This is a genomic window from Streptomyces sp. NPDC093544 (assembly GCF_040683495.1).
In the GTDB taxonomy this organism is placed as follows: Bacteria; Actinomycetota; Actinomycetes; order Streptomycetales; family Streptomycetaceae; genus Streptomyces.
Genome location: NZ_JBFBEA010000027.1, coordinates 22642 through 36650, shown reverse-complemented (window position 1 = coordinate 36650; position 14009 = coordinate 22642). Strand labels below are relative to the sequence as shown.

At 69.9% G+C, this 14009-nt stretch carries 12 protein-coding genes; 6 read left to right on the top strand and 6 right to left on the bottom strand.

The features are described from left to right. From AB0N66_RS33310 to AB0N66_RS33295, 4 genes are read right to left on the bottom strand one after another with little or no spacing between them, the layout of a single operon-like run. Positions 1-969, bottom strand: coding sequence for a complex I subunit 1 family protein (locus AB0N66_RS33310; RefSeq protein ID WP_365442056.1), 969 nt, complete (start codon positions 967-969; stop codon positions 1-3). After that, complete coding sequence (locus AB0N66_RS33305; RefSeq protein WP_365442054.1) at positions 966-2441, bottom strand: NADH-quinone oxidoreductase subunit C; 1476 nt, start codon at positions 2439-2441, stop codon at positions 966-968. Before AB0N66_RS33305 ends, AB0N66_RS33310 begins: the two co-directional genes overlap by 4 nt. Further along, positions 2438-3073: an NADH-quinone oxidoreductase subunit B family protein gene (locus tag AB0N66_RS33300; protein ID WP_365442203.1), complete on the bottom strand. Its 636-nt coding sequence runs from the start codon at positions 3071-3073 to the stop codon at positions 2438-2440. Before AB0N66_RS33300 ends, AB0N66_RS33305 begins: the two co-directional genes overlap by 4 nt. Positions 3074-3096: 23 nt before the next feature. Then, positions 3097-3525: an NADH-quinone oxidoreductase subunit A gene (locus AB0N66_RS33295; RefSeq protein ID WP_365442201.1), complete on the bottom strand. Its 429-nt coding sequence runs from the start codon at positions 3523-3525 to the stop codon at positions 3097-3099. Between the two features lie 368 nt (positions 3526-3893). Here AB0N66_RS33295 and AB0N66_RS33290 point away from each other — a divergent pair, with 368 nt between their 5' ends. Together AB0N66_RS33290 and AB0N66_RS33285 are read left to right on the top strand one after the other, a co-directional pair. Further along, positions 3894-5168, top strand: coding sequence for a sensor domain-containing protein (locus AB0N66_RS33290; protein ID WP_365442052.1), 1275 nt, complete (start codon positions 3894-3896; stop codon positions 5166-5168). 391 nt (positions 5169-5559) lie between these two features. Continuing rightward, entirely contained in the window at positions 5560-6915 is a 1356-nt protein-coding gene (locus AB0N66_RS33285; RefSeq protein WP_365442050.1) for a sensor domain-containing protein, read from the top strand. A gap of 222 nt (positions 6916-7137) precedes the next feature. Here AB0N66_RS33285 and AB0N66_RS33280 read toward each other — a convergent pair whose 3' ends face one another. Beyond that, positions 7138-8211 carry a zinc-binding dehydrogenase gene (locus tag AB0N66_RS33280; protein ID WP_365442049.1) on the bottom strand — a complete coding sequence of 358 codons (1074 nt, stop codon included), beginning with the start codon at positions 8209-8211 and terminating at the stop codon, positions 7138-7140. 290 nt (positions 8212-8501) lie between these two features. On the opposite strand from AB0N66_RS33280, the gene AB0N66_RS33275 reads away from it, so the two are divergent. The 3 genes from AB0N66_RS33275 (at position 8502) to AB0N66_RS33265 (ending at position 12527) form a co-directional block, all read left to right on the top strand. After that, the gene (locus AB0N66_RS33275; RefSeq protein WP_365442199.1) at positions 8502-9161 is read left to right on the top strand and encodes a response regulator transcription factor; all 660 of its coding nucleotides are present in this window, start codon (positions 8502-8504) and stop codon (positions 9159-9161) included. Between the two features lie 362 nt (positions 9162-9523). Then, a complete protein-coding gene (locus AB0N66_RS33270; RefSeq protein WP_365442047.1) occupies positions 9524-11455 on the top strand; it encodes a 2-oxoacid:acceptor oxidoreductase subunit alpha in 1932 nt (643 codons plus the stop codon). After that, a complete protein-coding gene (locus AB0N66_RS33265) occupies positions 11448-12527 on the top strand; it encodes a 2-oxoacid:ferredoxin oxidoreductase subunit beta (RefSeq protein WP_365442045.1) in 1080 nt (359 codons plus the stop codon). The genes AB0N66_RS33270 and AB0N66_RS33265 overlap by 8 nt, the downstream gene beginning before the upstream one ends. Positions 12528-12595: 68 nt before the next feature. On the opposite strand, the gene AB0N66_RS33260 is transcribed toward AB0N66_RS33265, so the two are convergent. Further along, on the bottom strand, positions 12596-12967 hold the full coding sequence (locus AB0N66_RS33260; RefSeq protein ID WP_365442043.1) for a helix-turn-helix domain-containing protein: 372 nt from the start codon (positions 12965-12967) through the stop codon (positions 12596-12598). Positions 12968-13054: 87 nt separating this feature from the next. On the opposite strand from AB0N66_RS33260, the gene AB0N66_RS33255 reads away from it, so the two are divergent. Then, entirely contained in the window at positions 13055-13909 is an 855-nt protein-coding gene (locus tag AB0N66_RS33255; RefSeq protein ID WP_365442041.1) for an NmrA family NAD(P)-binding protein, read from the top strand. The last annotated feature ends 100 nt before the right edge of the window (positions 13910-14009 follow it).

Below are 14009 nucleotides of genomic sequence, written 5' to 3'. Positions count from 1 at the left end.
TTAGGAGATCACCACCTTGACGATGCCGGTGAGGGCGATCTGAGCGAGGGCGAGGGGGACGAGGAGGGTCCAGGCGAGTTTCTGGAGCTGGTCCTCGCGGAGGCGGGGGTAGGTGACGCGCAGCCAGATGACGATGAAGGCCAGGACTGCTGCCTTGAGGAGGGTCCAGACCCAGCCGAGGCCGTCGGCACCCCAGGGGCCGTGCCAGCCGCCCAGGAAGAGAACAGTGGTCAGGCCGCACAGGACAACGATTCCGGCGTACTCGGCGAGGAGGAACAGGGCGAAGCGGAGGCCGGTGTACTCGGTGTACGCACCGAAGATGATCTCCGAGTCGGCGACGGGCATGTCGAAGGGGGGTCGTTGCAACTCCGCGAGGCCGGCCACGAAGAAGACGATCGCGCCGACGATCTGCCAGGGCAGCCACCACCACTCGAAGGCGTCCACGATGCCCGGAAGGGAGACAGTGCCTGCCGCCATCGCCACCGAGGCGGCGGTGAGGAGCATCGGGAGTTCGTACGCGAGGAGTTGGGCGGCGGTGCGGAGGCCGCCGAGGAGGGAGAACTTGTTGGCCGAGGCCCAGCCCGCCATGAGCGAGCCGAGGACACCTACGCCCATGACGGCGAGTACGAAGAAGATGCCCGCGTCGACGACCTCGCCGACGGCGCCCTCGCCCGGGCCGATGGGGATCGCGAGGAGGACCAGGAGGTACGGGAGGAGGGCCACGGCGGGGGCGAGTTGGAAGATACGACGGTCCGCCCCTGCCGGGACGATGTCTTCCTTCTGCGCGAACTTGACCCCGTCCGCGACGAGTTGGGCCCAGCCGTGGAAGCCGCCCGCGTACATCGGGCCCAGGCGGCCCTGCATGTGGGCCATCACCTTGTGCTCGGCCTGACCGACGATCAGAGGGAACGTCAGGAACACGACGAAGACGACGAGGAGTCGCAGGGCGACGTCGAGAGCGTCGTTCACTGCGTGCCTCCGGAGGGGTCGTCGGGGTCGGGGGGTGTGGCCGGCCGTTTCGGGGGAGCTTCGGGTTCTGGGGAGGGTTCGGTCTGCGGGGCGGGGGCCTCGCGATCCGGGGCAGCCGTCGGCTCGGGGGTGGACTCCGGTTCCGGTGCAGCCTCCGGTCGTCGCTCCTGATCCGGCGTCTGCTCCTGCTTCGGCTTCGGCGTCTGCTCCTGCTTCGGCTTCGGCGTCTGCTCCGGCTCTTGATCCGGCGTCGGCTCCTGCTCCTGCTCGTCGAAAGCAGGGCGCGCGTGGTGCCAAGGGGCGTCCGAGCTGCGTTGCGCGGCGGGGCTTGGAGGCGTCACGGGGCTTGAGGGCGCGGCGGGGGCCGTCGGTTCGGTGCCCTCCGCACGTTGGGTCGCCGAGCCCTGGCTCGCGCTGCGTGCTCGGCGTGGACCGGCAGGAGCCGTCGGTTCAGTGGCCGCCGGGGCGTCCGGAATTGCCGGAGCCTCCGGAGCCCGAGCCCCTGCATCCGCCCGAGCCACCAGATCCGCCGGAGCTGCCGCAGCTGCCGCAGCCTCCGGGGCAGATGTCGCCCCCTGCTCGTCGGAGGAGGCAGGAGCCGCGGCCGCCTGCTGGCTGGCCGAGCCCTGGCTCGCGCTCCGAGCCCGACGCGGCGCCCCCGAAGCCCCGGCCCCGGCACCAGCACCAGCACCAGCACCAGCAGAGCCTGCGCCCACCGGCCCCGTATTCGCGGAACCCGTACTCGCAGAACCCGTATCCGCAGAACCCGCCTCCACGGAACCCCCACTCACGGAACCCGCCCCCGTCCCCTGGCTGGCCGACCCCTCCCCCGCCGTGCGCGCCCGGCGTACCGGGCGGTCGCCGGGCGGGCGGGCTGTGCCGCGGGCCGGGCGGGCCGGGGCCGGGGGGAGTTGGCCCTTGAGGGGGCCCCACTCGTTGGGGTCGGGGACGCCGGGTGGGAGCATCTGGCGGCGCTTGGGGCCGCCGTGTTCTGACTCCCCGGGCTCCTTCGCGCCGGGCCAGGCCTTGGCGACGCGTGCGGCGAGAACGAAGTCCTTGCGGAGAGGGTGGCCTTCGAAGCTCTCCGGCAGCAGCAGGTGGTCCAGGCCCGGGTGGCCTTCGAAGGTGACGCCGAACATCTCGTGGGTCTCGCGCTCGTGCCAGCCGGCGCCGGCGTACACGGATACCGCCGACGGGAGGGCGGGCGTGGAGTGCGGGACGGTCGTACGGACGAGGAGGCGCCGCAGCGGAGCGAGCGCCGCCACATGCGCCATGACGCGGAAGCCAGTGCCCGGTTCGTCCACGGCGCTCAGCCAGTCGAAGTAGGTGCAGCCCAGCACCTCGCGCGAGGTCTCCAGGGCAGCGGTCCAGGAGGCCGGCGGGACGTCGACCGTCAGGACCTCGTACGACTCCTCGGCCGTGGCCTCGGGGCCGAACAGTTCCTCGACAGGAGCGGGGAGCCAGCCGGTCATCGGGCGTCTCCCGGAGCCAGGGCCGGGGCCGGGGGCTGGACCAGACCGCTCTGGAGGGCGGCGGGCGACGGTCGCGACGCCGACCCGTACCGCTCGCCCAGCGACTCGCGCGCGATCTTCTCCTGGAGTTTCAGGATGCCCTGGAGGAGGGCCTCAGGGCGGGGCGGGCAGCCCGGTACGTAGACGTCCACCGGGATGATCTGGTCGACGCCCTTGGTGACGGAGTACGAATCCCAGTACGGGCCGCCGCAGTTGGAGCAGGCGCCGAAGGAGATGACGTACTTCGGTTCCGGCATCTGCTCGTAGAGGCGCTTCACCGCCGGCGCCATCTTGTCCGTGACCGTGCCCGACACGACCATCAGGTCGGCCTGGCGCGGGCCGGGCGCGAAGGGGATCACGCCGAGCCGGATGAAGTCGTGCCGGGCCATGGACGCTGCGATGAACTCGATGGCGCAGCAGGCGAGGCCGAAGTTGAAGACCCAGAGCGAGTAACGGCGGCCCCAGTTGAGGACCACCTTCATCGGCTCGGGAGCCAGGCGGGAGAGCGCGCCGAGGCGCTGGGGCTCCGGTACGAAGACCGGCTGCCCGGAGGTCACCGGCTCTCCGGAGATCACTGGCTGCCCTGAGGTCATCGGCTGCCCGGAGGTCTCGGGGGTCACGTCCATTCCAGGACGCCCTTCTTGTAGGCGTACAGCAGGCCCACGGCCAGGAAGCCGAGGAAGATGAACATCTCCACGAGCGTCGCCGCGCCGTAGCCGGGTGCGGCGAAGACGGTCGCCCAGGGGAAGAGGAAGATCGAGTCGACGGCGAAGATCACGTAGAGGAAGGCGTAGACGTAGTAGCGGACCTGCGTGTGAGCCCAGCCCTCGCCGACGGGGTCGACGCCGCACTCGTACGTCAGGAGTTTCTCGGGGGTGGGGACGATCGGCCGCAACAGGCGTCCCGCCCCGAAGGCGACGGCGACGAACAGCACGCCGACGACGGCGAGAAGTCCGACGACCGAGTACGACTGGAAGTAGTCCGCCGCAAGGTAGTTCGCTGCGAAGTGGTCCGTCGCGAAGTAGTTCCCTGCGAAATGGTCCACCGCGAAGTAGTTCCCCGCGAAATGGTCCACCGCTACGTAATTCGCTGCGAAATGGTCCGTCGCAAAGTGGTCCGTCGCGACGACGGGCGGCCCGGCCCCGGCTCCGGTCGCCGTGAGAACGGTCGGTTCCGGCACGTCAGCCCCTCACTCCTTGGCCTCGTTGGCGTCGCGCACTCTGTGCTGCGCCTCGTTCGACGATCTGTACGGACGGGAGTCTAGGGCCTGCTAAAGGAACGGTAAGCAGCCCGTCGCGCCTGGGCATGAGCGGAGTTGCCGCACGGGTGCGCCCCAGGGGTGGGGTTTTCCCCAGTGGATCCCGGCGGTCCACCTCATGGCGCCGAGGCTCGCCGCCGGGCACGCTAGCGGATATGACCGAACGCATCTCGCTCACCGGACCGCCGGACAGTACGTCCGACGGTGACCGGCCGCCACCCGCGCGCTTCGCCTACGACCGGCACACCTGGAAGGAGATCGCGCATCTCCTGGCCAACCTGCCGGTGTCGGTGGTCGGCTTCACGTACGTGATGACGGTGATGTCCATCGGTGCCGGGCTGACGGTGACGGTGATCGGTCTCCCGTTGCTCGCGGCCGGGCTGATGGGCGCGCGGGTGTTGGGCAGACTGGAGCGGGGCCGGGCCAGGGCGCTGCTCGGGGTGCGGGTGGACGAGCCGAGTCCGCTGCCGCTGCGCGGCCGGGGCGGGTTCTTCGCACAACTGTGGATGGCCCTCAAGGATCCGGTCGGCTGGCGGACGGTGTTGTACGAGTTCATGCGGCTGCCGTGGGGCATCGTCACCTTCACCATCACGTTGACCTCGTTGTTCGTGCTGTGGCCGGTACTTCCGTTCATCGCGCGCGGACTGGCCAACGCCGACCGGGCCATGGTGCGCGGGCTGTTGTCGCCCTCCGAGGACCTGGAGCGGCGTATCGCGGAGCTGGAGTCGGACCGGGGGGTCGTGGTGGACACGGCCGCCGCCGACCTGCGGCGCATCGAGCGCGATCTGCACGACGGGGCGCAGGCCCGGCTGGTCAATCTGGCGATGGGGCTCGGGCTGGCCAAGGAGAAGCTCCTGGAGGGCCAGGCCGACGACACCGTCGCGGCGATGGTCGACGAGGCGCACGGCGAGGTGAAGCTCGCGTTGCAGGAACTGCGCGACCTGGCCCGCGGCATCCACCCGGCGGTCCTCACCGACCGCGGCCTCGACGCCGCGCTGTCCGCGATCGCCTCACGCTGCACCGTGCCGGTGAAGGTGACGGCCGACCTTGAGTCGCGGCCGGCCGCCGCGATCGAGGGCATCGCGTACTTCACCGTCTCCGAGCTCCTGCAGAACGTGAGCAAGCACAGCGGTGCGCGGTCCGCGTCCGTCGACGTGTGGCGGACGGACGAGCGGCTGCTCATCCAGGTCTGGGACGACGGGAACGGCGGGGCCAGCCTCGACGGCGGCACCGGGATGGCGGGGCTCGCCGACCGGCTCGGCGCGGTCGACGGCCTGTTCGTCATCGATTCGCCGCCCGGCGGTCCGACCGTCATCACGGCGGAGCTGCCTTGGCGGGACCGAGATCGAGACCGGGATCAGGCCCGGGATCAGGCCCGTGACCGGGACCAGGACCGGCGGGACGAGCCCGCGCGGTGGCCGTCGCGGTAGCGGTAGCGGTCACAGTCGCTGGCCGTGCGTGCAGCCGAGGCCCATCACGACACGTATCGACCGCGTGCGCGTACGGCCTCGAACCCGCACGTACGGCCTCGAACCCGCACGTACGGCCTCGAACCCGCACGTACGGCCTCGGACCCGCACGTGCGGCCACCGGACTCGGCACGTACCCATACGGCCCCGGCCCCGGCCCCGACCCCGGCCCCGCACGCACGGCCGGATCCGGCACGTACCCGTACAGCCGTCACCCAGCCGTCGCCCCATCCCCTGAGGTAGGGAAAACCCCCGCCCCAAGACGCCGACCCGCTCCATGGTCGGTGGGCGTCGTGCGCAGCAAGGTTGGGCTACGAGCCGACGAGCAGGACGAGCAGAACGGACGGGACCGATGGCCACGGATTACGGACAGGGGTACGGGCAGCACAGTGGGCCCGGATCCCACGGGGCGGGTGCCGGGGAGCGGCGGCTGCGTCTTCCGGCGCCGCTGCGGGCGCCGATCGAGGCCCGCAGCTGGCGTGAGTTCGGCTATGTGATGCTGAGCCTGCCGCTCGGCATCCTCATGTTCACGTACGCGGTCACGATGTTCTCGCTCGGCGCGGGCCTCCTGATCACCTTCCTCGGAATCCCGGTGCTCGCCGGCGCCCTGGCCGGCTGCCGGGGGTTCGGCTCGCTGGAGCGGGCGCGGGCGCGGGCGCTGCTCGGGGTCGAGGTGGCCGCGCCCGAGCCGCTGCGGGTGCGGAAGCACGGGGCGATGGCGTGGATGGGTGCCGTACTCAAGAGCGGTGCGTCCTGGCGGCATCTGCTGTACGCGGTGGTGCAGTTCCCGTGGTCGGTGTTCTCGTTCGTGGTGGCGCTGAACTTCTGGGCGTGCGGGTGGGCGCTGCTGACGTATCCGCTGTGGTTCTGGATCTTCCCGATGTACGGGGGGCAGGACGGGCTCCAGCTCTACGGCGACGACACACACAGCGTTTACGTCAACAACCCCTTCGAGATCACCGTGACCGCGATGGTGGGGCTGCTGTTCACCATGGCCACGCCCTGGATCGTGCGCGGGCTGACGACGGTGGACGGGCTGATGGTGCGCGGGCTGCTCGGGCCGTCGCGGCTGGCGACGCGAGTGGTCGAGCTGGAATCGGACCGGGGGGTCGTGGTCGACACCGCCGCCGCCGATCTGCGGCGCATCGAGCGGGATCTGCACGACGGGGCGCAGGCCCGGCTGGTCGCCCTGGCGATGGGCCTGGGGCTGGCCAAGGAGAAGCTGACGGAGGACCCGGAGGCGGCCGCGCGGATGGTGGGCGAGGCGCACGGTGAGGTGAAGACGGCGTTGCAGGAGCTGCGGGATCTGGCCCGCGGTATCCACCCGGCGGTCCTCACCGACCGCGGCCTGGACGCCGCACTGTCCGCGGTGTCGTCGAGGTGCACCGTGCCGGTGCAGGTCGATGTGGATCTGCCGGCCCGGCCCGCGCCCGCGATCGAGGGGATCGCGTACTTCACGGTCTCCGAGCTGCTACAGAACATCAGCAAGCACTCCCGGGCCACGCGCGCCACGGTGGATGTGTGGCGCGTCGAGAACCGGCTGATGCTTCAGGTCGTGGACAACGGGGTGGGCGGCGCCGATGACTCCGGCGGGTCCGGGCTGGCGGGGCTCGCGGAGCGGCTCGGGGCGGTGGACGGGATTCTGGTGGTGGATTCGCCGCCGGGCGGGCCCACCCGGATCACCGCGGAGCTGCCCTGGCGGGGGTGACCGTCCGGGGCCGAGCCCGAGCCCTGCCAAGCCCGAGCCGGGCCCGAGCCGAGCCCGAGCCCGAGCCCGAGCCAAGCCAGAGCCAAGCCCGAGCCGGGCCCGAGCCGGGCCCAGAGCGACGTGGGGCGGCGTGGGGTGTTTTTCGCCCCCGCCGCCCCTACCCATCCCGTACCTGGGGGCCGCGCCCCCAGACCCCCGCTATCGGCCTGGACGGCCTCGTCCTCAAACACCGGACAGGCTGAAGGCGAGCACCGCCTTCCCCTTGTTCGCCCCCGCCTCCAGCACTCGGTGTGCCTCCGGCGCCCGCGCCGGTTCGTACTCGTCCGTGATGTCGATGCGTACGTCGCCGGAGGCGGCCAGGGACAGGGCCGCGAGGGCGTGGGTGCGCAGGAGGGCGGGGGCTCTGCGGGAGAGGTCGCCGATGTTGTAGCCGGTCAGGGTGCGGTTGTTCTTCCAGACGGGGAGGACCGGGAGGTGGAGGTCGGGGTGGCGGCCCGCCTCGCCGTAGACGGCCACGCGGCCGAAGGGGGCGAGGGCGTCGAAGCTCGCGAGCCGGGTGGGGCCGCCGACCGGGTCGAGGACGATGCCGACGCCCCGGCCGCCGGTGGCTTCGTGCACCGCGTCCACGAAACCGTCGCGGACGAACACCGCGTCGTAGCCGAAGCGCTTGGCGTACTCGGCCTTCTCCGGGGTGCTGACTGTGCCGTACACGGCGGAGGCCCCCAGCGCCCGGGCCAGCTGCGCGGCCACCGAACCGACGCCGCCGGCCGCCGCGTGGATCAGCACGGTGTCCCCGGCGCCGATCCGCGCCGCGCCCGCAAGGACTCCGTACGCCGTCGTCAGGATCAGGGCCGCTCCCCCGCCCGTCCGCAGGTCGAGTCCGCCGAGCGGGAAGACGAAGGGGGCGGGGGCGACGGCGTACTCGGCGTAACCACCACCGTCGGGGAGATACGCGGCCACCAGGTCACCCACCGCGAGGCCATCCGCGCCCTCAGCCGAGACCGCGCCCCGCCCAGGGACTCCCTCGCCCCGCCCGGGGACTTCCGACCCCGTGACCTCGCCCCGCCCTGGGACTTCCGCCCCCGTGGCCACGACCCGCCCCGAGACTTCCAGCCCCGTGACCGTCTCCCCCTCCGGCGCTCCGAAGTCGCCGAGCCGGTGCTGGACCTCGCCGTAGTTGATCCCGGCGTACGCGACACGGATCAGGACCTCGCCGGGGCCTGGCTGGGGGGTCGGGAGGTCGACGAGGCGCAGCACCTCGGGTCCGCCGGTTTCCGTGAAAGCGATCGCACGCATTTCGTTGCCCCCTCCGCGGACGCCCAGCCGGGGCGCCCGTGATCGTTTTCGACCGTTGTGACGGCCGAAACCCCCGACCCGCACAGCCCTATTCCCCGTCATTGGCCGTTGCCCGAGCGCAATTCCCCGCTGCTCGGGCGCACACCGGTCCCAATGCTGGAATGCTGGGGTCTGTCGTACGAGTGGGGACTAACCCGGCGCTGGCCGGGAGCGGACCCGGTGCGGGCCGGGTGACAGTCGGCGCGGGCCGGGACCAGGGCTCTGGGGGGCCGAAAATCGTGGAGGACAGGGTGCGGGTCGTCATCGCCGAGGATTCAGTGCTGCTCAGGGAGGGCCTGACCCGGTTGTTGACCGATCGCGGACATGACGTCGTGGCGGGGGTCGGGGACGGGGAAGCGCTGATCAAGACGATCACCGAGTTCGCGGCCCAAGACGCGCTGCCGGACGTCGTCGTCGCCGACGTCCGGATGCCGCCGACGCACACCGACGAGGGGGTCAGGGCCGCCGTACAGCTGCGCAAGGCGCATCCCGAACTCGGTGTGCTCGTGCTGTCGCAGTACGTGGAGGAGCAGTACGCCACCGAACTGCTGGCCGGTTCGAGCCGTGGCGTCGGTTATCTGCTCAAGGACCGGGTGGCCGAGGTGCGGGAGTTCGTGGACGCGGTGGTGCGGGTGGCCAAGGGGGGTACGGCGCTGGACCCGGAGGTGGTCGCGCAGCTGCTCGGGCGCAGCCGCAAGCAGGACGTGCTCGCGGGGCTCACCCCGAGGGAACGGGAGGTCCTGGGACTGATGGCCGAGGGCCGGACCAATTCCGCCGTCGCCCGGCAGCTCGTCGTGAGCGACGGCGCCGTCGAGAAGCACGTCAGCAACATCTTCCTGAAGCTGGGGCTGTCCCCGAGCGACGGGGACCACCGACGTGTTCTGGCGGTCCTCACCTACCTGAAGTCCTGACCGTAGTAGCTACCTGAAGTCCTGACCGCAGTAGCTACCTGAAACCGTAGTACCTACCTGAAACACCGACCGTAGCTACCTGAACCACCGACCATCTGACACTGTGTCAGATGGTCGTTGAAGTACCGGCGGAACGAGAGCCGGCCGAGCGACACGAGAACCGAAGGATGAGCGGGAGCGTCTTCAAGGGAAGCGTCGGGGGGCGGGTAAGTCATGACAAGTCTGGCCGTCAAGCAGTCTCAAAATGGTGTCCACTGTGCGAATGACCCCGGGAAGGCGACCCTTACAGACGTAGGGTTGATCCTGGGATGGCCTGCGGGAAGGCCGCTCCCAGACAGCCGCCTCGAGGGAGGTCCAGTTCAGTGACCAGCCAGGTCAGTAGCGCAGCGGAACAGGCCGATGGAGCCGTCGTAGGAGAACAGCGCAAACCGGCAGGGGCGAAAGAGCTCCGTCGGCTGGACCGGGTGATCATCCGGTTCGCGGGTGACTCGGGTGACGGGATGCAGCTCACCGGCGACCGCTTCACCTCCGAGACGGCGTCGTTCGGCAACGACCTCTCGACCCTTCCGAACTTCCCCGCCGAGATCCGAGCGCCCGCAGGCACCCTGCCGGGCGTTTCGTCTTTTCAGCTGCACTTCGCCGACCACGACATCCTCACGCCCGGCGACGCGCCCAACGTCCTGGTCGCGATGAATCCGGCGGCCCTGCGGGCGAACATCGCCGACGTGCCGCGCGGCGCGGAGATCATCGTCAACACGGACGAGTTCACCAAACGGGCGATGTCGAAGGTCGGCTACGCCACGAATCCACTGGAAGACGGCTCGCTGGACGGCTTCAGCGTCCACCCGGTGCCCCTGACCACGATGACGGTCGAGGCGCTCAAGGAGTTCGACCTCTCCCGCAAGGAGGCCGAGCGCAGCAAGAACATGTTCGCGCTGGGTCTGCTGTCGTGGATGTATCACCGGCCCACCGAGGGCACGGAGAAGTTCCTGAACGCCAAGTTCGCGAAGAAGCCGGAGATCGCGGCTGCCAACATCGCGGCTTTCAGGGCGGGTTGGAACTTCGGTGAGACGACGGAGGATTTCGCGGTCTCCTACGAGGTCGCCCCGGCGACCACCGCGTTCCCGACGGGCACGTACCGCAATATCTCGGGGAACCTGGCTCTGTCGTACGGTCTGATCGCGGCGTCGAAGCAGGCGGACCTGCCGCTGTATCTGGGCTCGTACCCGATCACGCCGGCCTCGGACATCCTGCACGAGCTCAGCAAGCACAAGAATTTCGGTGTCCGCACCTTCCAGGCGGAGGACGAGATCGCCGGGATCGGCGCCGCGCTCGGCGCGGCTTTCGGCGGATCCCTCGCGGTGACCACGACCTCCGGCCCCGGTGTGGCGCTGAAGTCGGAGACCATCGGCCTCGCGGTGTCGTTGGAACTGCCATTGCTGGTCATCGACATCCAGCGCGGCGGACCCTCGACCGGTCTGCCGACGAAGACGGAGCAGGCGGATCTGCTCCAGGCGATGTTCGGCCGCAACGGCGAGGCGCCGGTCCCGATCGTGGCTCCCAAGACGCCGGCCGACTGTTTCGACGCCGCGATCGAAGCGGCCCGTATCGCTGTCACCTACCGCACGCCGGTGTTCCTTTTGAGTGATGGTTATCTGGCCAATGGCAGTGAGCCGTGGCGGGTCCCGGACACGGACGAACTCCCCGACCTCCGCGTCCAGTTCGCCCAGGGGCCCAACCACACACTGGACGACGGCTCCGAGGTGTTCTGGCCGTACAAGCGTGACCCGCAGACCCTCGCCCGGCCCTGGGCGATTCCGGGCACGCCGGGTCTTGAGCACCGGATCGGCGGCATCGAGAAGCAGGACGGCACGGGCAACATCTCCTACGATCCCGCCAACCACGACTTCATGGTCCGTACCCGGCAGGCCAAGATCGACGGAATCGACGTCCCGGACGTGGATGTCGATGACCCGTCCGGGGCGGCCAACACCCTTGTCCTGGGCTGGGGTTCGACCTACGGACCCATCACCGCGGCGGTACGGCGGCTGCGCGCGGCCGGGGAGTCCATCGCGCAGGCCCATCTGCGCCACCTCAACCCCTTCCCGCGGAATCTGGGCGCGGTGTTGAAGCGTTACGACAAGGTGGTGATTCCCGAGATGAACCTCGGGCAGCTCGCCACGCTCATCCGGGCGAAGTACCTGGTGGACGCCCACTCCTACAACCAGGTCAACGGCATGCCGTTCAAGGCTGAGCAGCTCGCCACGGCTCTCAAGGAGGCCATCGATGGCTGAGACGCCCACGGAAGGCACGGGCACGATCGAGGCGCTTTCTCTCGTCCCCAAGGCCGAGGCCAGGCAGTCCATGAAGGACTTCAAGTCCGATCAGGAAGTGCGCTGGTGCCCCGGCTGCGGTGACTACGCGGTCCTCGCCGCCGTACAGGGCTTCATGCCCGAACTGGGCCTCGCGAAGGAGAACATCGTCTTCGTCTCGGGCATCGGCTGCTCGTCCCGCTTCCCGTACTACATGAACACCTACGGGATGCACTCCATCCACGGCCGCGCCCCCGCCATCGCCACCGGACTCGCCTCCAGCAGACGGGACTTGAGCGTGTGGGTGGTCACCGGTGACGGCGACGCACTGTCCATCGGCGGCAACCACCTCATCCACGCCCTGCGCCGCAATGTGAACCTGAAGATCCTGCTCTTCAACAACCGGATCTACGGCCTCACCAAGGGCCAGTACAGCCCGACTTCGGAGATCGGCAAGATCACCAAGTCCACGCCTATGGGCTCCCTGGACGCACCCTTCAACCCGGTGTCACTGGCGATCGGCGCCGAGGCCTCCTTCGTGGCCCGCACCGTCGACTCCGACCGCAAACACCTCACCGACGTCCTGCGCCAGGCCGCCGCCCACCCCGGCACCGCCCTGGTGGAGATCTACCAGAACTGCAACATCTTCAACGACGGCGCCTTCGAGGTACTCAAGGACAGGCAGCAGGCCGAGGAAGCGGTGATCCGCCTGGAGCACGGGCAGCCCATCCGCTTCGGCACCGGCCTGGCCAAGGGCGTCGTACGAGACCCGGCCACCGGCGACCTCAAGGTCGTCGACGTCACCGCGCAGAACGAGGCGCAGATCCTCATCCACGACACGCACGCGGCCTCGCCCACGACCGCGTTCGCCTTGTCCCGCCTCGCCGACCCGGACACCCTGCACCACACCCCGATCGGTGTCCTGCGTTCCGTCGAACGGCCGGTCTACGACACCCAGATGTCCGACCAGCTCGACGCCGCCATCGAACAGAACGGCAAGGGCGACCTCGCCGCACTGCTCGCGGGCGGCGACACCTGGACGGTCGTGGGCTGATCGCTCCGTACGTCTTACAGGCCCGGGCCATCAGGTCCGGCTCCGTACGTCCTACAGGGCCCGGGCCATCAGGTCCGGGCCCTGTCGTACACCTCGCGCGACTTCACCACGTCGTCCATCCGCTCTTCCGTCCAGGTCCCCAGCGCGCTCACCAGCCGGGCGGCCTCGCGGCCCAGCTCGGTGAGGGAGTAGTCGACCCGGGGCGGGATCACGGGCTTGGCGTCGCGATGGACGAGACCGTCGCGCTCCAGGGTCTGCAGGGTCTGGGTCAGCATCTTCTCGCTGACGCGGCCGATCGCGCGGCGCAGCTCGCTGAAGCGGTACGAACGTTCGTTGAGCTCGATCAGGACGAGGACGCCCCAGCGGCTGGTGACGTGCTCCAGGACGAGGCGGTGCGGGCACATGGCCTCGCCCTCGACGGTCCACTTACTTACGGCCATGCCAGTACCTTACTTCAAAGTGGGTACTTTCGAGAAGTTAGTGCTGCTCCTAGGGTTAGTGCCAAGCCCCCCAAGGAGAGAGCAAACATGAGCATCGTTGTCACCGGAGCCACCGGAAGCCTCGGCCGCCACGTCATCGAGGGACTGCTGGAGAAGGTCCCGGCCGACCAGATCACCGCTGTCGTGCGGGACGAGGCGAAGGCCGCCGGGTTCGCGGCCCGCGGGGTGAAGATCGCGGTCGCCGACTACAACGCCCCCAAGACCTTCGACGGCCTCTTCTCCGCCGGCGACAAGGTGTTGCTGATCTCCGGAAACGAGTTCCACCTCGGCCGCGTCGCCCAGCACAAGGTCGTCCTCGACGCCGCCAAGGCCGCCGGGGCCGCGCTCCTCGCGTACACCAGCGCTCCCGGCAGCCTCACGGCCGCCCTGGCCGACGACCACCGGGCCACGGAGGAGGCGATCCTCGCGTCCGGTCTGCCGTACTCCCTGCTGCGCAACGGCATGTACAACGAGAACTACACCGAGAACCTCGCCCCCGCACTCGAGCACGGCGCCGTCGTCCAGGCCGCCGGTGACGGTCGTATCGCCAGTGCCACGCGCGGCGACTACGCCGCTGCCGCCGTGGCGGTGCTGACCGGCGAGGGCCACGAGAACACGACGTACGAGCTGAGCGGCGACACCACGTTCGGCTTCGCCGAGTACGCCGCCGAGGTGGCGAAGCACTCCGGCAAGGAGATCGCGTACAACTCCGTTCCCGCCGACGTCTACCTCGGCATCCTGACCGGCGCCGGGCTGCCCGAGGCCTTCGCCACGATCATGGTGGGCGTGGACGCGTCCGTCGAGAAGGGCGAGCTCTCGGTCACGACCGGCGATCTGTCCCGGCTGACCGGCCGTCCGACCACGCCGATCGCCGAGTCGGTCGCGGCGGCGCTGAAGAACTGACTCCCCTCGGGCCCGCTGTACCAATTTCCGGACCCCCGCCTGTCACGACCGTATAGCGATACGGGCATGACAGGCGGGGGCGCCCGGCGTTACCTTCTTG